Origin of the sequence: Robertmurraya phoenicis (assembly GCF_047302285.1) — a bacterium.
GTDB lineage: Bacteria > Bacillota > Bacilli > Bacillales > Cytobacillaceae > Robertmurraya.
In genome coordinates this window covers 918032-935987 of record NZ_CP154845.1, presented here as the reverse complement: position 1 = coordinate 935987, position 17956 = coordinate 918032, and the positions used below count along the sequence as shown (strand labels likewise).

The 17956-nt window shown below is 38.3% G+C and carries 14 protein-coding genes and 1 pseudogene; 3 read left to right on the top strand and 12 right to left on the bottom strand.

All coding sequences use genetic code 11. The features are described 5' to 3' along the window. The first annotated feature begins 176 nt into the window (after positions 1–176). Positions 177–929: a class I SAM-dependent methyltransferase gene (locus AA0X71_RS04390; RefSeq protein ID WP_413359653.1), complete on the top strand. Its 753-nt coding sequence runs from the start codon at positions 177–179 to the stop codon at positions 927–929. A gap of 167 nt (positions 930–1096) precedes the next feature. Here the strand turns inward: AA0X71_RS04390 and AA0X71_RS04385 are convergent, their stop codons facing one another. The 7 genes from AA0X71_RS04385 to AA0X71_RS04355 all read right to left on the bottom strand — a co-directional run bounded on the left by AA0X71_RS04385 (position 1097) and on the right by AA0X71_RS04355 (position 8744). Then, complete coding sequence (locus tag AA0X71_RS04385; protein WP_413359651.1) at positions 1097–2035, bottom strand: 4Fe-4S dicluster domain-containing protein; 939 nt, start codon at positions 2033–2035, stop codon at positions 1097–1099. 144 nt (positions 2036–2179) lie between these two features. Beyond that, on the bottom strand, positions 2180–3118 hold the full coding sequence (locus tag AA0X71_RS04380) for a 4Fe-4S binding protein (protein WP_413359648.1): 939 nt from the start codon (positions 3116–3118) through the stop codon (positions 2180–2182). Beyond that, a complete protein-coding gene (locus AA0X71_RS04375; RefSeq protein WP_413359646.1) occupies positions 3115–3813 on the bottom strand; it encodes a 4Fe-4S dicluster domain-containing protein in 699 nt (232 codons plus the stop codon). The genes AA0X71_RS04380 and AA0X71_RS04375 overlap by 4 nt, the downstream gene beginning before the upstream one ends. A 42-nt stretch (positions 3814–3855) precedes the next feature. Further along, positions 3856–4557, bottom strand: a complete 702-nt coding sequence (locus AA0X71_RS04370; RefSeq protein ID WP_413359644.1) for a molecular chaperone — start codon at positions 4555–4557, stop codon at positions 3856–3858. A 76-nt stretch (positions 4558–4633) separates the two neighbouring features. Then, positions 4634–5488 (bottom strand): DmsC/YnfH family molybdoenzyme membrane anchor subunit, encoded by an 855-nt coding sequence (locus AA0X71_RS04365; RefSeq protein ID WP_413359641.1) that lies wholly within the window; start codon positions 5486–5488, stop codon positions 4634–4636. 1 nt (position 5489) lies between these two features. Then, positions 5490–6068: a 4Fe-4S dicluster domain-containing protein gene (locus tag AA0X71_RS04360; RefSeq protein ID WP_413359638.1), complete on the bottom strand. Its 579-nt coding sequence runs from the start codon at positions 6066–6068 to the stop codon at positions 5490–5492. A gap of 3 nt (positions 6069–6071) precedes the next feature. Beyond that, positions 6072–8744 (bottom strand): molybdopterin-dependent oxidoreductase, encoded by a 2673-nt coding sequence (locus AA0X71_RS04355; RefSeq protein WP_413359635.1) that lies wholly within the window; start codon positions 8742–8744, stop codon positions 6072–6074. Positions 8745–9384: 640 nt separating this feature from the next. Here AA0X71_RS04355 and AA0X71_RS04350 point away from each other — a divergent pair. After that, positions 9385–11430, top strand: coding sequence for a sigma-54 interaction domain-containing protein (locus AA0X71_RS04350; protein ID WP_413359632.1), 2046 nt, complete (start codon positions 9385–9387; stop codon positions 11428–11430). A 148-nt stretch (positions 11431–11578) separates the two neighbouring features. Here AA0X71_RS04350 and AA0X71_RS04345 read toward each other — a convergent pair. The 3 genes and pseudogenes from AA0X71_RS04345 to AA0X71_RS04335 form a co-directional block, all read right to left on the bottom strand. Beyond that, positions 11579–12176, bottom strand: a pseudogene (locus AA0X71_RS04345) (transposase). A 32-nt stretch (positions 12177–12208) separates the two neighbouring features. Beyond that, positions 12209–12802, bottom strand: coding sequence for a lysophospholipid acyltransferase family protein (locus AA0X71_RS04340; protein ID WP_413362471.1), 594 nt, complete (start codon positions 12800–12802; stop codon positions 12209–12211). Positions 12803–12941: 139 nt separating this feature from the next. Then, positions 12942–13364 carry an NUDIX hydrolase gene (locus tag AA0X71_RS04335; RefSeq protein WP_413359629.1) on the bottom strand — a complete coding sequence of 141 codons (423 nt, stop codon included), beginning with the start codon at positions 13362–13364 and terminating at the stop codon, positions 12942–12944. 174 nt (positions 13365–13538) lie between these two features. On the opposite strand from AA0X71_RS04335, the gene AA0X71_RS04330 reads away from it, so the two are divergent. Continuing rightward, positions 13539–15098, top strand: coding sequence for an ATP-binding protein (locus AA0X71_RS04330; RefSeq protein ID WP_413359627.1), 1560 nt, complete (start codon positions 13539–13541; stop codon positions 15096–15098). 250 nt (positions 15099–15348) lie between these two features. On the opposite strand, the gene AA0X71_RS04325 is transcribed toward AA0X71_RS04330, so the two are convergent. Both AA0X71_RS04325 and AA0X71_RS04320 read right to left on the bottom strand, forming a co-directional pair. Further along, on the bottom strand, positions 15349–17448 hold the full coding sequence (locus AA0X71_RS04325) for a heavy metal translocating P-type ATPase (protein ID WP_413362469.1): 2100 nt from the start codon (positions 17446–17448) through the stop codon (positions 15349–15351). A 7-nt stretch (positions 17449–17455) separates the two neighbouring features. Further along, positions 17456–17830 (bottom strand): ArsR/SmtB family transcription factor, encoded by a 375-nt coding sequence (locus tag AA0X71_RS04320; protein WP_413359625.1) that lies wholly within the window; start codon positions 17828–17830, stop codon positions 17456–17458. Between the last annotated feature and the right edge of the window lie 126 nt (positions 17831–17956).

Below are 17956 nucleotides of genomic sequence, written 5' to 3'. Positions count from 1 at the left end.
TCTAAATAAGTGTGGGTTTGTAAAAGAAGGTTATTTACGGGATGCTTGGGGAAACGATGATGGAAGTGTTGCAGACTCTATTTGTTATGCCCTAATTCGAAAAGATTGGGAAAACAAACAGGTAACACCCAGTAAACTCGATGATTTGCCTTATTAAAATAAAAGGAGTGCTTCATTTGGATTGGAATACTAATTTGTACGATCAACAACATTCATTTGTTTCAAAATATGGAAAAAATTTGATTGAATTATTAGAACCGACTGCGGGTGAAAAGATCCTTGACCTTGGCTGTGGTACGGGAGACCTTGCACAGCAATTAGATGAGCTCAGGGTCGATGTTATTGGTGTGGATCGCTCGGAAAAGATGATTGATCAAGCAAAAACGAAGTATCCTTCGATCGAGTTTTCGGTTCAAGATGCACGATCCTTGGAATTTCAGCAAGAATTTGATGCCATATTCTCCAACGCAACTCTTCATTGGATTAAGCCACCTAGCCAAGCATTACAATGCCTTTATAATAGCCTTAAAAAAGGTGGTAGATTTGTTGCTGAATTTGGTGGAAAAGGAAATGTCCAGACAATCACAAACGCAATTATTCAACAAATCGAAGAAGCAGGGTTTGAATTTCAAGCTGAACATAATCCTTGGTTTTTCCCGAGTATCAGCGAGTATTCCACCCTCATGGAAACAGTCGGATTTCGAGTAACCTACGCCCAACACTTCGATCGACCAACTAAGCTCGAGGGTGAAAACGGACTTAAGAATTGGATTCATATGTTTGCGAACCAGCTATTCGAGGGGATTCCTGTGGATAAAAAGGCAGAGATGATCACAAAAGTTGAAATGCAATTGAAGGAGCTCCTTTTCAAAGATGATCACTGGATCGCCGATTACAAGAGGATTCGAGTTGTTGGAGTGAAGGAGTGAGAATGTATTTTATCTGCTTTGTTGTAATTCAACTGGCTATCCATTGCATTCCCTACTCCCCCGGAGATGGGTACTTTTTTAGTAACCACTTCGGGGTGTAGTTAAAGGATAGACTTTTGACATAATTTTTCTATTAACACTTCTTTCTGTATGAACTTATTGCACGCTTAATTTCCAAAGGATAGATGGGTTCTTGCTCTCTCTTTTCTTCTTAAAATTTTCTCTTTTTTCGTGCAAACAACACATTTTTCATCTTCTTCACTTAATGTGTAGTAAGTTTTTTGGCAACTAGTACACGTTTTTTCATAAATTGGAAGAATTGTCTCTTCAGCCTTCGAAATAACAGCCTCTATTGTGATTGCACTCTCCGGACAAGCATCCTGACAAAGCTGACAGTTCTCACAACCTTGTGAATTCAATACAAAAAATTCCTTACGATTATTGAAACAGTTTTTTCTACAAAGTTCTTCACAAACATGGCATAAAGTACACTTATCTTGGTCAATAGTAATCTTGGTAAACTGAATGTTCTTGTAGTACTTTGATAAATCCATATCCTGATAATTAAAGCGCCACGTGGCAGGTACAATTTCATTTATGGCAGATTTCCCTTGAGCTTTCCAAAGAAAGAACAGTTCCCTTCTTGATGCATATGTTATTTCATTGACAGATTCCATGATTATGGAAAATGGTTCTTCACCTATTTTAATCAAAATTTGATTTACTTCATCAATTTGATTCTGCCAACTCTCCAGTATACTTTCGGTTTCAGCGATAATGGTATTAATTCCTTTTTTATATAAAATTAATAGTTCTTTCTGTGTTGGGCTATGTTCCCCTTTTGCTACAAGCTGATTATGAATAATCTTTCTCTTTGGATAAATACCAGCAACAGCCTGAACTGGACAAGCTGCAATGCACTTGCCACACTCAATGCATTTGTCCCTTTCTATCATAGGTTTATTATTTATAATTGATATGGCCTTTTCAATACAAACGTTAACACATTTTTCACAAGTGGAACGAATGCTTAAATGACGAGTACATGTGGGTAAAATGATATATTCATAGTCTAAACTTTCTAGCCATTTGCTCCAAACACTCATCGCAATCACTCCGAATTAAATGAAATTAGGACTGGTTCCTTTGACTTTATAATTATATAAACAAATGAGCATATCTAAATAGCCTGCAAGAAAACAATATTTTCGGCTATTATGAAAATCTAATCTTTCCACTATAAATAACTTTTAACTATTTTTTTGTGTTTTTTTCCATGGAAAACTAATCGCATGGACTGGACAACTGGTCGAACATTCTTTGCATTTCATACAGCTACTGATTTGTCCTGTTCCTATATCGTTCTTTAATTCGATATCAAGGCTACAAGCTTTACGACATCGCTGACATTCAATTCCATGTACTTCCTCTATGCATCGGGAACGATCCACAGTAGGCACCAATCTACGGTTTAATCGGCTAAAGAGACTTAACAGAGCTCCTAATGGACAGATTTTGCTGCACCATTTTCTCAAAAGAACCAATTCTATTACGAGTATGATGGGAAAAATAATAAGATCAAGAGTTGGTTCGTTAAAATTAAATAGTCGTGTTAACGCAAACAACGATGCGAATATTAACCCAATAGGACAGATGAGACAGAATACAGGAAAGCCAAAAATAGCAGAAGAAGCCAAGGTCGCTCCTAGTATCGGTATTCCAAACGATCTATGTTTTTTAGGAACTATGTTGTCTTTTAAAGTGGCTATATTTACGGTCTTTTCATTTGCTGACAACTGTTTCAACATATCATAATCTGTGCCAGTATGATCTCGTTCGCTTAGATTGTCTTTATGCTTTTTCCCTATATATACATCATTGGGATCATCTATCTTATTTCTAAATAATTTTCTCGTTAATGGGACGGGGCAAATCCAGCCACAGAAAATACGTCCAAGTAAAATCGTCAGCCCAGCGATGATAAGGAAGCAAAGAAGTAATTTTGGCATAATAGTTCTGCTGGCTAGAGCCGCTTCTAAGTACCCCAACGGACAGATGGCATAAATTGTCTTCAACCCAAAGGATGAAAACGATCCTGTTCCCCATCCTGCGACCCCTCCAATGACGACCAACAAGGTTATCCCCCCCATGGAAGCTAACCTTAAATTCCGTATCTTTTTCTTGTTCATACAAAATCACCACCTAAACCAGTCAATGGCTGAAGTAGTTTTTCTACATTGATACGTTCAGAATACGGGGTTACGACAATTCCTCGGGTCTTCCCCCCAATATAGGACCTTAGCTTTAAAGCTGGGCAGACATAGACGCATTTTCCACATCCGTTGCATTTTTCACTATCCACCACAGGGCGATTTTGCTCATCCAATGTTATTGCTTGATAAGGGCATTCATCTACACACACCGTACAGCCACCTCTTGCCCAAGCTATACAGATGTCTTCTTGAACGATAGCTTGTCCTATTTTCACCGAACTTAAATCAAAGGGTTTTATGGCATGAGTAGGACATACCTCCACACATTTATTACAAAAATCACAATATCCTAGATGAAAGTTCATCACTGGTGTTCGAGCTTCTAAAATACCATTGGACAAATTCCCCAGACCAATGACAGAGGTAGGACAGATGCTTCTACAGCGATCACATTTAAGACAACGAGAGATAAAGGAGACCTCGTCCTGACCTCCAGGAGGACGAAGGAGAACTTCACCTTTAACAAGCTTGCCAACTCCTCCCAGACCAAGAAACATACAGACCGCTCCTGTACCTTTTAGAAAAGTACGCCTTGAAATAGTTGTAGTTGTAGGAATGCTACTTTTTTCTCCTTCTCCCTGTAATAAGTCCTGTGATTTATCTAAACTCACACTCCCCGCCTTCCTTCTTGTTACATTCTTCATTCTTTCCGATCAGCTATGATCTTTGTTCGAAAACTCACTTACAGTTTCGAAAATCAATTGTTCGAGGATTCCTCGCTCCAAACGTAAGAATCCTTCAGTAATCTTTGCAACAGCTATATAAAAATTGGTTGAGGCACATTTTTCAATATCTTCACAGAAGGCTGGAATCCAGTTCTCCAAATGTTTTCTTAGAAATTCCATTTGTTCTATTAGGCTCCTCGAAACCCCTTCTCTGTCTCTTGTTTGCACATAATTTTGGGTTTCTTGGCATAAATAGGCCATAAATTCAAATTCAAGGGAAATATGATCCTCTGGAACATTTAAAGTATCTAATTTGTCCAGACCTTTTGCATAATAGGATGCTAAAACTTCATCTCGAGCATCCTGCATAATTAGTCGTTCTGGACTGGTATACACCGATTCATATGGACTAGCAACTGTCCCCTCGTAGATTCCCGCTCCAAGAAACACTCTTGCAAAGTCCACGGCCAAATCTGTTATAGGATCAAACCTTGGATGGCTCACATATTCACCAAGTAACTTATAGCCTTTGTCCAGTTCCTTATCACCACTTTGGGCGGGAAAACGCATAATTTTTAATTGATTCAACAGGTTATAATCCACTTCCGTTTCATAAAGGCGTCCAAGAAAGCGATAAAAATTCTTACGGTTAATCATGAGTTCATTATATTCTGATAAGTAAATTTCCATGATTTCTCCTCCAGTTTAGTGGGAAAAAGAGATAGCGTACTCCTTTTCCCCATATATCCCGTTAGAACTTTGTGTATTAAAAATACTGCTTTATCCCTGTTCCAAGTGTGAACATAATCATCCTAAAGGCAACGCCACCAACTAAGATACTGAAAAGACTGACTCCAAATCTAGTAAAATATATTTTTAACTCATCCTTCTTTTTGATAATTTGAATCACAAGTATTGAAGGAACTAATATACCCAGTAGCACAATACCACCCCAGAAGTATAGTGTTAAATCACCAGTTAATAGTCGCGATGCAGAACGAGAAGCATCTGGAAAAGGTGCCAGCGATAAATAAATGACATATGCAATGATTAACACAGTTTGAACCGCTAAAGAAATCAAGGTTGCTCGATTCAAACCAATAACAGCTTTAGCATCAGTTCCTTTACTTCGAGCGGCCAAAATACTAACTATTACACAGCCCATAACACTTGCTGATGCCAAATAGTATAATGGCAATAATAAAGTATCCCATGCAGGCCTCGAAGCCATTACATAAGTATTACCGATTGCAAAAGCAAGGAGGACTGCGGGAATGATGCCGATAGTTCCGATTATTTTTAACGAACCCTCAGTTGCCTTTCTCTTCAAAGCTACTAAATATATAATAATGACTAATCCCAGCAACCCTAGCATGGTTGATTCCACAAAAATACCAGAGGTTGGATGACTTAAAGCACCAAAAATTCGTTCTGGGTGAGTCAAGTGAAGTACACTTGTGAGTCCACCTATAGCCAAGATCACAAGAGATATAATCATACTAATTGAGCGAATTTGTTTTACTTTGCCTAGCCATTCTGTTGTAATAATTGAAGCCACAAAAGTTCCACATCCCATGCCAACCAGCAACAAAAAGAAAACTAATGCCCATTGAATATCCATTTTAACTCTCCCTCCATTTGGCGGTTGTACTGTGCATGATGTAGCGAGTTTTAGGTTTATTTCCTATATCTACAAGAGCATGTACGTTTTCGCTTCCTGCTTCCTTAATGGCTTTTGATACGTCACTGTTAGGATCATCTAAGTCACCAAATATACGTGCACTAGTTGGACAGTTCTTAACACATGCAGGTAGTTCTCCAATAGCCTGTAAATGATCACAGAGAGTACATTTCTCAACAACCTTCGTTTCTTCGTTAAAAGTGCGGACACCATACGGACATGCCATCATACAATACTGACATCCGATACATTTTTCCCTATCGATCAAAACCATTCCATCTTCTGTGCTATAGGAGGCTCCTGTAGGACAAACATGCACACATTCCGGATCCTCACACTGTTGACACACTGCTGGTAAGAAGTACATTTCGATATTCGGGTAATCACCGTACGGTCCGACAGGTACAACCTTATTCCACACACTGCCGAGTACCACATTATTTTCTTGCTTACACGCTACCTCACAGGTCTTACAACCTGTACAGCGATCTAAATCTATTACTAATGCTTTCTGTGCCATCTTTTACACCTCCACCAATTCTGTCGGATCTGTTGGTTCAGGCAACCACGGCTTGAACTCTTCTGGTTTATACCAAACTCCTTTTGGTGGGCCATCGGCTTTCGAAACTTTCACCTGGTAGCCACGTAAAGTGACAGTACCTACAATATCATTAAATGGTGCGCTAATCTTTGATAGTACATTGACGTTCATTTCTTGCCAGCCATTAGTCTCCGTACCCAAATTTTCCGGTAACCAGAAGCGTTCCATATATACAACACCTTGATTTATACCCTTTGTCACATAAGCTTTTGCTCGAATTTTTCCACGTTTAGATTCAACCCACACCCAATCGTCTTGAGACACTCCATATTTTTTTGCTGGAGTCGGATGAATCCAGATCTCTGGTACAGGATAAAGCTCTCTTAAATAAGGAATATTCCGTAAAGTTCCATGATGGTAATAAGGAATTCTTCCATTTGTCATCACTAACGGGTATTCACTGGCAATAGAACTGTCAAGTGGACCTTCATCTGGTTCCATATAATATGGTAGTGGATCGTAATCCTCTGAACGTGGTTCCATTGAATATGGTGCAAAAGGAGCTCCAGTTCTTCCTAAAATAATAAACGGTTCTCCATAAGCTTCCAGTTTTTTACTAGGTGTACTAAATCCTCTCGGTTTCTTCGTCTCAGGATCGATCTTCTCAAAAGTACGGTATATCCTATACTCATTCATTGGAATGACTTCAAAAGGTACTTTTTCTTTGTACTCGCTATAGGTCATTCCATGGTTTTTCAGATAGTGATTACACAAATCGTCTATCGTATCCCAGTACGCCGGTTCAGGGAAGGTTTTTTCCGGATCAAATGCATCTATAAATCCTTGGTGACCCTTATCTGCCAACCGCTTTGCAAGCTTTGCCCAGTATATCGTTTCGTTCATTGTCTCCCATGTATGAACAACCTGTTGCCGAACGACTGCAGTATTTAGAGATGGAAGAATTAAATCCGTTTCTAACCATTCTGTTACTGGAATCAAGATATCTGCATACATCGAAAAGGATGTTGGATACATATAAGCATGGACGACAAAATCCAATTCATGAATTGCCTCTGCAACTTGAGTTACATCACCCATCATAGCGAGCTTGTTTCCCGAGCGTTCCATCCATACTCGAGGTTTATATGGTTTACCTGTTTTGATTGCTTCCAGAAGTGTAGGGTAATGACAGATACCCCAGTTTAGCATTCCTTTATATTCTATTGAGCCAAAGCGCTTCTTAAATTGCTCTTCAGGTAGAAACCTTTGCAATGGAGTAACCATTCCATCTGGTACGTTAATATCCGGGAAATCTTGCAGAATGTTCCCAGGATTTTCTACATTACCCATTAAGAAGTCTATGGTCAAAGCTCCCATAGCTGCCTGTACCGAATTTGGATTTTGGTCTGTGGCCACACCATGGCTGATTCCGGAAGGAGTGTTCTCAGTATACAGTTTGAGCGCCTTTTCGATCATATCTACATCAAGCCAGCAGATTTCAGCAGCCTTCTCCAGTGTATATTCTTCAGCCCTTTCTTTTAAAAGTTGGAAACCTGTTTTACATACCATATCATTCACTGTGTAAGCCCCTTCTAATGCTGGATCAAGGTTATCATCCCAAGGAAATGGCATTGGCATTGCTGATTTGGTTTTTTGATCCCATACGATAAAGGTTTCAGCGCTTCCACCCTCTTTGATATCACTTTCACGTAAACAGAGCTTCGTTTCTGGATTCACAAGGAATGGGAGATTCGTCCATTTTATTACAAACTCTTCATCATAAAGCTTGTGTTCAATAATATACCGAATCCAAGCCAGCATTAGTGCCACATCAGTCCCTGGACGAATCGGAAGCCATACATCTGCTTTAGTAGCGTCAGGGGCGAAACGAGGATCGATGGAGACTGTTTTTAATCCTTTAGCCCGAAGTTCTGCAATAGCACGCCCCCCTTGGGCGGGACTGTTACATGAAGGCCCAGTTCCCCATAAAACTAGGGTCTTCATTGGAGTATCTTCAAAATAGATCTCTAGCGCGGCTGAGTCTGCAATACTATTCGTGCCCCACATCCCACTTCCATACATGAGAGCGTTTGAAAGCGTTCTCGGCATATAGCACTGCGCAGCCCCAGGTTCAAAGACATTCGGACTACCATACACATTCATAAACCTAAATACACTCATAAATTCTGGATTTCCGCCTCCGCCAGTAGTACCGAAGACGGTTTCAGCACCGTATTTCTCTTTCGTTTCCAATAATTTATCAGCAATGGTATCTAGAGCTTCATCCCAGGAAATGCGCTTCCAGTTATTTTCCCCTCGTTCTCCCACCCGTTTCATTGGGTACTTATTCCGATTCGGATGATAAAGGGCTTGAATTCCAGCAAGACCTTTTGCACACAGTTTGCCTTTCGACATTGGCTGATCAGGATCTCCCTCAAGTTTGATCACACGGCCATTCTTCACATGGGCTAAAACCCCACATCTGGCAATACACGCTCTACAACAAGTTCTAACAACTTTGGTTTCAGAAGAAGATGTTTCCGCTTTCACTTTGTTAGACTGCTTTAACACTTGGCTTCCTCCAACAGCAGCAGTCATTCCAGTTATCGCCGTAGCCTTTAAAAAACTTCTTCTTGTGAGTACTGGTAATTCCATCTGTTACTCCTTTCTACACGAATACTCATGTTTGGAAATTGACTTATCCTTATATCGACTCTTACCTTCTTCTATTTTTTCTCCTCACTCCATACCTCTTAATTAAAAATAAGAAGCTTTTGTAGCATCTTGATTCTTTAGGATAAGTCTTGTACACATCCTATCCTCCTTTCATGAAAATCCATTTGCTCTAAGCGAAAAACAAATTTTCTCTTGTCGTCAAGGAAGTATATTGAACTAGATGGTCCTCCAAATAAATGTGAATCTGTGTTTCGCTTCGACAATAACTTATAATGCAATTTCCATGCCAAAAATCAACAAAAAACTAGAAAATATACAATTACTAAAAATGTCTCTAGCCAGGCACTCTAATTCGTATTAAATAGAATGAAAAAACATAAATAACGATTTCATAAAAATAGTCTAAGAAGAAAATATTTTACTGATAAAGCGATAAAATTTATTAAAACTTTACATATTTTATAAATTCACGTGTAAAAAAAATTTACATAAGGCAATTTAGTGAAGTGTTGCCAGTATCCTTGAATATCACGTGGAAGTTTTCTATAATTTTAATTGAATACTATTTCACAATTTATATTTAGCATGAAGTATGTAATCATTGGTGGAGGTTTTAGACATGAAAAAAGCCATTCCGACTACTGAAGAATATACGATCGACAGTCTTATTGCTGTATTTGATAAGATGTATCCTATGCGAGAAAAAATCAGCCAAGCTTTTAATCAATTTATCTCCAACGATGAAAATCCTTATCAATTTGATTTTATTCGTAAAGACATCGCCGAATCATGGTTACGCTCACGTAGCTATGGACTTCCTATAGATATCAAACTCCAAAACAGAAAAATCAATCCTTCCACCTTAAAACATATTTTAAAAGAAAACCACCTACTCATTGAGGTGGTTAAAACGATTTTGCTTAAAGAATTAGCCTTCTTGAAGCAACATTCAGACTTCGTTGTCTATTTATACGATCGTCATGGTATTGTTTTATTAGCTTTTGATGGGAATGAAGATTTCAACTTAAATGGATCAGTTGGAATGGATTATTCAGAGAAATCAATTGGGACCAGCTCTCACTCTATGAGTATATTCTTAAATAAACCTTTCTTAATTACTCCTACAGAGAACTTCAACAAGTATATCCAATATGTCAGTGCAGCAATTTCAGTCCCCATCCATGATCTGAGAGAGCATATTATCGGTGTTTTAACCTTTGTTTATCCGAATACGAATGATTTATATTTGGCCAATAGAGGATTGCTAAGCGGAATGGTTTCGTTTCAAATGTCAATCGTCAAAGAAGTCGAACAGAAATTACAGCTACTGACCCAAAAGCATGCACTTTTTAGGGCTGTGAGTTCCATAACGAATAACAGTCTGATCGCTATAAATAAGTTTGGCGAAATTCAAGATATGAATCATAAAGCTGAAAAACTATTCGGAGCTTCTTTCGACAATATGAAAGGGAAAAAAATCACAGATTTTTTGGGGAAAGAAAATCAGATACTTACAACTTGGGACAAACACCTCTTAACGGAAGATATCCAATGTCATCATGGACAAGAGAACTATACTATGCGTGTCGTATCATTTGATCAAATTGATGGTGCTTTAATCTCTCTCACTCAATCTAAGAAAATTTCAAATAATACTTGTCATCCTCTTCATAAAAAATTAAATGCAATGTATACTTTTCCAGATATCATCGGAAATAGCACAGAGCTTTCAAATACTAAACAGCTTGCTAAGAAATTTGCCGCTACTCCTCGTAATATTCTGCTACTTGGAGAAAGTGGAACAGGAAAAGAACTGTTTGCCCAAGCCATTCATAATGTAAGTCGCCCTCAGGGACCTTTCATAACGATTAACTGCGCTTCCTTGCCTAGGGGATTGGTAGAAAGTGAATTCTTTGGCTTTGAAGCTGGAACTTTTACGGGAGCAGATCGGAGAGGGAGGGCAGGAAAGCTAGAAATGGCTAATGGAGGTACATTGTTTTTAGACGAGATTGGGGATATGCCTTTAGGATTCCAACCGATTCTTCTAAGAGTATTAGAGGATAAAAGAATAATGCGAATTGGCGGCAGCCATTACATCCCTGCAAATTTCCGAGTAATTGCCGCTACCAATAAAGACTTAAAAGAACTAATGGCACAAAATTTATTTCGCGAGGATCTATACTATCGTATATCTTCTCTTAAATTACTAATACCTTCTTTAAAAAACAGGAAAACTGACATTCCTATATTAGTACGGCATTTTATCCAGAGACAATGCGAAGAGGAGAATATCCCATTACCAACATTAGAGACTGCTATCGATAATGCTTTAATTTCTTATGATTGGCCAGGTAATATTAGAGAATTACAAAATGCTGTCTGTACCGCCTTGAGTTTAGCTGAAGATGGAGTCATCAGGGTAACAGACCTCCCCTCAGAAGTTATCAGGAACTCGAATGAATCACTTGCTCAGCAAGAACACTTAAGAACCATTTCTGAAGCAGAAGAACAAGCCATTCAGAATGCATTATACAGTACAGATTACAACATTAAGAAATCCGCACAAATTTTAGGAATAAGTCGCCCAACCTTATATCAAAAACTTAAAGAATATAATATCTACACGAAAAAAAACACCTTGCAAAAGGGGGGAGAACACGAATAAGTCTCTATTTATGTGTATACTCAGCAAAAAGCTCTTGCTTATATGCAAGAGCCCAGAGTGTCGACAAAAGGCATCGAGAGGACTCTCTCGGTGTTTTTTCTCATTTCTGGATGGAATTGTGGCTGAAATACGCTGATTTCCTCTCCAATCAACTAGTTTGGCTCTCACTTAGGGCAGGTTGCCAAGTCCAAGTTGCCATTTTCTTCAAATTCATGGCAGCAAATGTAAGCATCGCCTGCATAGACTTGTTTTTAAGACCTCGTAATGTTGTCCATCGCATACCATGCTTTTCCATCGCAAACACAAAGACACATTCAATCGTCTCTTTGCGTTTCGCGTATATCTGTTTGATTTCATCGTTGTGACGTAGATGTTCTGCCTCTTCTAAGTAAGTTTCCCAAATATGACGTTGTATAAGCTTTTGATGGTTTTTACTCTCCGTACACTGTGAGAGCAATGGCATTTGGCACAAATGGATGAATTTGATTTATACTGTCGATATCCCTCTTTTTCTTTTATGGTTTGGCGCATGGAACGTATACCGAATATGTATTGAATGAAGATCCTCTTAAACAAAACAACTGGATCGATACTTGGACGACCGATTCCTGAATAGAGGTTTTCACCAAGGGATAGATGAACGAAAAATCAATGGCCGACTCTAGCTTACGTACTAAATAATCTTCAGGAACTAGTTGATCAATGGTCAGTATTTCTATTTTAAAAGAAAAAAGAAGCGTCTCCATTTAGGAAACACTTCTCTTCAGATTAGAAATCTTCACTTAGTTTTTTGGTGAATTTCTTCTTCCAATTGTTTGAGGGTCTGTTCTAATACCCCAGTATAATATGCTCTTGCCTCTTTATCCTTTGAAGTGATGTGAATCGCTTCCCCAAAAATGAGGTATGCTTTCTTCCGTGCAAATAGTTCTTTTAAAGTATTGGGCCCAATATAAACAACTGGAATAATGGGAACTTCTGAACGTTGGGCGATGGTAATGGCCCCTTGCTTGAGTGCGATCTGTTCATTTGTCCTCGTTCCACTTGGAAAAATCCCTACAATCTCTCCTTTAGATAATAATCGATTAGGAATTTTTAATACACTTGGACCTGGATTATCTCGATCCACCGGAAATGCATTTAATTTATTTAATAACCAAGCAAGCCACTTAATCTCAAAGAGTTGCTTTTTTGCCATATAATGAATTTTTGATGGCAACAGCGTAATCCCGAGATAAAAAATGTCCACCCAGCCCGTATGTGTACATGCGATCACATAAGGACCTTGGGTAGGCAAAGCTCGTTTATTATACACAGATATTTTTCCAAACATACGCAAAAAGATTTTTATAATGTTAGCAGCAAAATAATACAATTCGATCACTCTCTTTCGTCGTAAAAAAGTTAATCCAATAGTATTATTTTATCACTTGATATTAATATCTGGTACTAATTTTTCTAGATCGTAAGCTTCCTAGCACTCAAGGCTAATATCTGCTTTTACCCCGACAATTTTATATTAATTCTAGCAAAGAAAAAATATCGCTCCGCTCAAAATCCTTTATAATTTCAGGAGTCAATAATGCTTTCAATTGCTTTTTTGATGCCCATTCATATTCAATATGCTCCTCAGAAAGTATGACCTTTGTATTATTAGGTCTACACAAATAGGTAAGTATGACGACTTGCCTTGTTGGGCCCGTATTGAAGCTCGTTGCAAATAAGATTTTCTCTACCGTAACATTTATACCAACTTCTTCTTCAATTTCTCGCACCAATGCAGATTCTAAATTTTCTCCGAACTCAATTTTCCCTCCAGCGCATTCCCAAGTTCCAGCACCAACTTCATCATTGTCTGATCGCTTGACGATCAATGCCCGACCCTCATGGACGATAACACCCTTTACAGCCACTACTGTTTTATTTGTATTTTCCATTATTAGCACCTCTCTATTTAAAAACTCCCTTTTTTATTATACAGAAAATGTGACAAGTCCTAATTAACGTTTCCAATTCATTTTTACTATTTCCCCTATTAAATTGTTAGAAAAAAAGGAATTTATAAAAAAACGTCAAAGTAATAGGTAAAAATACTTATAACGAGGGATAAGATGAACAGACAAATTGAATATATTGGTGAAAAGATAAAAAATATTAGTAGTGAAATCTTTCAAAGACCAGAGATTCAAATGTGGAAATCAAGCTGTTCACTTGATGAATCAAATATTTCTTGGAGCACAGTAGAAATGATCATTAGACATTTAGGAGAATTTGTTATTAGTCAAAAAGACCAGCATAAAAATGACCTCTTAGCCCTTGTAGAATTTTTTGGTCATAATCTCATTAAATCGAGTGGCTCTCTTGACCAGTCCATTCAATTCATGAATTTAACTCGTCTTACAATCCTTGATTTACTTGAACTAGAACTACGGAATTCAAACATTACGATAAATAACTATTTCGATGTAACTAAGATCATTGAAGATTTGCACCAACAAACCTTAAAAGTTCTGATCAATATTTATAACGATGAAGTATCTTTCATGAAGCTAGAACTAGATCAATCAAAAGAAAATTTGAACATGACATTAAGAGAATTGGCAGAATTAGAAAGTGTCTTAAATGAAGCAACTATTTTTGCGATTACCGATCGTGAGGATAGAATTTTATATGCAAACGATAAATTTTGTCAGCTCTATAAATATACGAAAGAAGAATTACTAGGAAAGAAGCACGATATCTACTCTTCTCATTATCACCCTCCTTCTTTTTTTAATGACATATGGGATACGATCCAAAGCGGCGAGATATGGAGAGGAGAAATTCTCAATCAAGCAAAGAACGGGACAAAACACTGGCTAGATACCACTATTATCCCATTTGTTGATGCAAATGGTGAGCGTTATAAACACATTTCGATTCAATATGATATTACGGAGAAAAGAAACACAGAAGAGACGCTGCGTAAAACAGAGAAACTCGCGATGATTGGAGAATTAGCAGCAGGAATTGCTCATGAAATAAGAAATCCATTAACGACGATCAGAGGGTTTGTGCAACTTCTAAGTGAAAATGCGCTAGATAACTTTTTTTCAGATACGATTTTAGATGAAATTGATCGAATTAATTTTATCGTCAATGAATTTATGGTTTTTGCGAAACCCCACCAATTTCATTTCAGTAACTGTAATCTTCATCAGATTTTAACAAGTGTCGTTAAATTTCTTGAACCTGAAGCAAACCTTAAGAATGTAAATATTGAATATGTTTTCACGAACGAGGAAGTATCGATTTCTGGAGAGAAGAACCAACTAAAGCAAGTATTTTTAAATTTAATCAAAAATTCGATAGAGGCGATGCCGACTGGCGGAACGATAAGTATTTCTATTGTAAATATGGAGGAACATATATCTGTCATCATAAAAGATGAAGGAATCGGAATGGAGATAGAACAAGTCAAGAAGTTGGGAGAACCTTTTTTCACGACCAAGCAAAATGGGAATGGCTTAGGACTAATGGTGAGCTACAAAATCATCCAAAACCACAAAGGAAGGATACAAGTTGATAGTCAATTGAATGAAGGTACAACCTTCAAAATTACTTTTGAAACTCCGAGAAATAAACGGATTAAAAACGAAGCTAGTGAGTGCCGTGTAGATTCCGTTTCATGAGGACACTTTTTCTGTTTTCTTACCTCAAGATTGTCCTCATAAGCCTTTCATGAGGACACTTTCTCTGTTTTCTTACCGCAAGATTGTCCTCATAAGCCTTTCATGAGGACACTTTCTCAGTTTTCTTACCTCAAGATTGTCCTCATGGGCCTTTCATGAGGACACTTTTTCTGTTTTCTTACCGCAAGATTGTCCTCATGAACCTTTCATGATTTGGAAGCGTCGCAATAAACAACTCAGTCAAACAATCTCACTTTTGATCCTTCACTAAAAGAAGTCTCAAGCTATTCAAGGTGACTAGCAGTGTAGCTCCCATATCGGCAAAAATCGCAATCCAGAGAGTAAGCCAACCAGGTATCACCAGTAATAATGCGATCAGTTTAATTCCTAGTGAGAAAGTAATATTTTGTTTTATAATCGCTAGCGTCTTTCTACTTAATTCAACAGTGAATGGCAATTTCCCAAGGTCGTCTGCCATCAGAGCCACATCAGCTGTTTCTAATGCGGTATCCGTACCTGCACCGCCCATAGCGATCCCTACGTTCGATGCAGCTAAAGCTGGCGCATCATTGATCCCGTCTCCCACCATGGCCACGCGCGTATATTTCTTTTGCAACTCTTTGATAAAAGATAACTTATCCTGTGGCAAAAGCTCTGCTTTAATATCAGAAACTCCTGTTGAATTTCCAATCGCTTTCGCTGTACCTTCATTATCTCCCGTTAACATAATCGTTTTTTTGAGTCCTAGAGCATGAAGCTTCTCGATAACGTTGCGACTGTTATCCCTTACTTCATCTGCCACAGCCACAAGTGCCAACACTTCTTTTGTAGAACCGGCTACCATTACCGTTTTTCCTTGATTTTGTAGTGAAGCGATTCTATCTTTGACTTCTTTTGAAAAGCCATGAATATCTTCCAAAAAGTGAGGACTTCCTACATAGTAAGTCTCACCGTTAATAATACCCTTTACCCCTTTGCCAGTAATAGAAGTAAAGTCATGAACTTCAAGATTCTCATAATCATGCTTTTCCTCTTTTGCTTTTTTTAAAATAGCGGAAGCTAAAGGGTGTTGAGAACGTTTTTCCAAGGCTGCAATGATTGTTAATAATCTATCTCCATCTCGTAAAGGCAGAAAATCGGTTACTGCAGGAACTCCTCTTGTAAGAGTACCTGTCTTATCAAAGGCAATGGCTTTGATGGAACCCATTTCTTCTAAATGAATTCCCCCTTTGATTAATACACCGTTCCGGGCTGCATTTCCTATCGCCGTTACTATAGAAACCGGTGTCGATACAACGAGGGCACAAGGACAACCTACTACTAATACTGCTAATCCTTGATAAATCCATGTGCTCCAGTCTCCCCCAAGAAGTGGCGGGATCACAGCCACACCAAGAGCCACCAACATAATGATCGGAGTATAATACTTCGCGAACCGATCCACAAACGCTTGCGAAGGAGCCCGCTCTGCTTGAGCCTCTTCGACGAGATGAATGATTTTGGCAATGGTCGTGTCATCAACATGCTTTGTCACATTTACTTCAAGGAGTCCCTCTTCGTTTAACGTTCCAGCAAAAACCTCATCAGCATTGGTTTTCATTACGGGTACTGACTCTCCTGTAATAGCTGCCTGGTTGACTGCTGAAGTTCCATTAACCACTACTCCATCCATGGCAATTTTCTGCCCCGGCTTCACAATCATGATATCTCCAATTTGGATATCTTCAACCGCAACGATCATTTCCTGCTTATCACGACGGATAAGTGCTTCCTTTGGGGCAATCTCCATTAATGAACGAATCGATTGACGAGCCTTGTCCATAGAGTATCTTTCAAGAGCTTCACTAATGGCGAAAAGAATAACAACAGTAGCCCCTTCACCCCATTCACCAATGATCGCCGCTCCAATAACAGCTATCGTCATTAACGTTTTCATATCAAAAATGAGCTGAAACAGATTCTTGATCCCTGTTTGGAATAAACGGTATCCACCTATTAAAATGGATGCTCCATAAGCGATCGTGCTCAATACATGCTCTTCACCATATTGTTCACCCAACAACCAGCCCATTAGGAGGAAAAGAGCTGAGAGGATGACAGTTGCATGCTTTTTCAAAAATGGTATTTTCTGTTCCTCAAATCTTTCCTTTTCCGGTATCAGTTTTAAGTTCTCAAACGCCCCTGCTTTTTCAAGCTCAGCAATAGTTGCTTTCCCATATAAAGTAAGCTTTGACGCACCAAAATTTACATTTGCATCGATAACACCATCCAGGTGTTTTACGTTTTTTTCAAACGTATTCGCACAGCTTGCTCAGGAAAAGCCTTGAACACGATATACTTGTTTGTCCATGGTTTGACTAGTTGCTTTCTCCAAGTATTTTCCCCTCCTTTTCATGAGTGAAGGCCAATTGAATAAGTTGTCGCACATGATCATCATCTAGAGAATAAAAGACTAATTTCCCTTCTTTTCGAAACTTCGCTAAGCCCATATTACGGAGCAATCTCAAGTGATGTGAGGCTGTAGCAGTTGTGCAGCCTACAATATTGGAAACATCACATACACATAGTTCATCCTCTTCACTTAAAGCAAAAGCTATTTTCAATCTTGTATCATCCGCTAATGCTTTAAACATTTGAGACACCGACAGCGTATTATGTTTAGAAATCGATTCTTTCACTCGATTCACTTTAGGCTCATCGACACACGTCACTTCACAAACATCTTGTTTCAACTTTGGCCACCTCATATTCAAATACCTATTTGATTATTAGTGTATGCAAGTTAAGTAAAATAGTCAAACGATTATTTGAATGTTTGATTAAATGATGAAATAAACCGATATAAATTGTTCAATTTT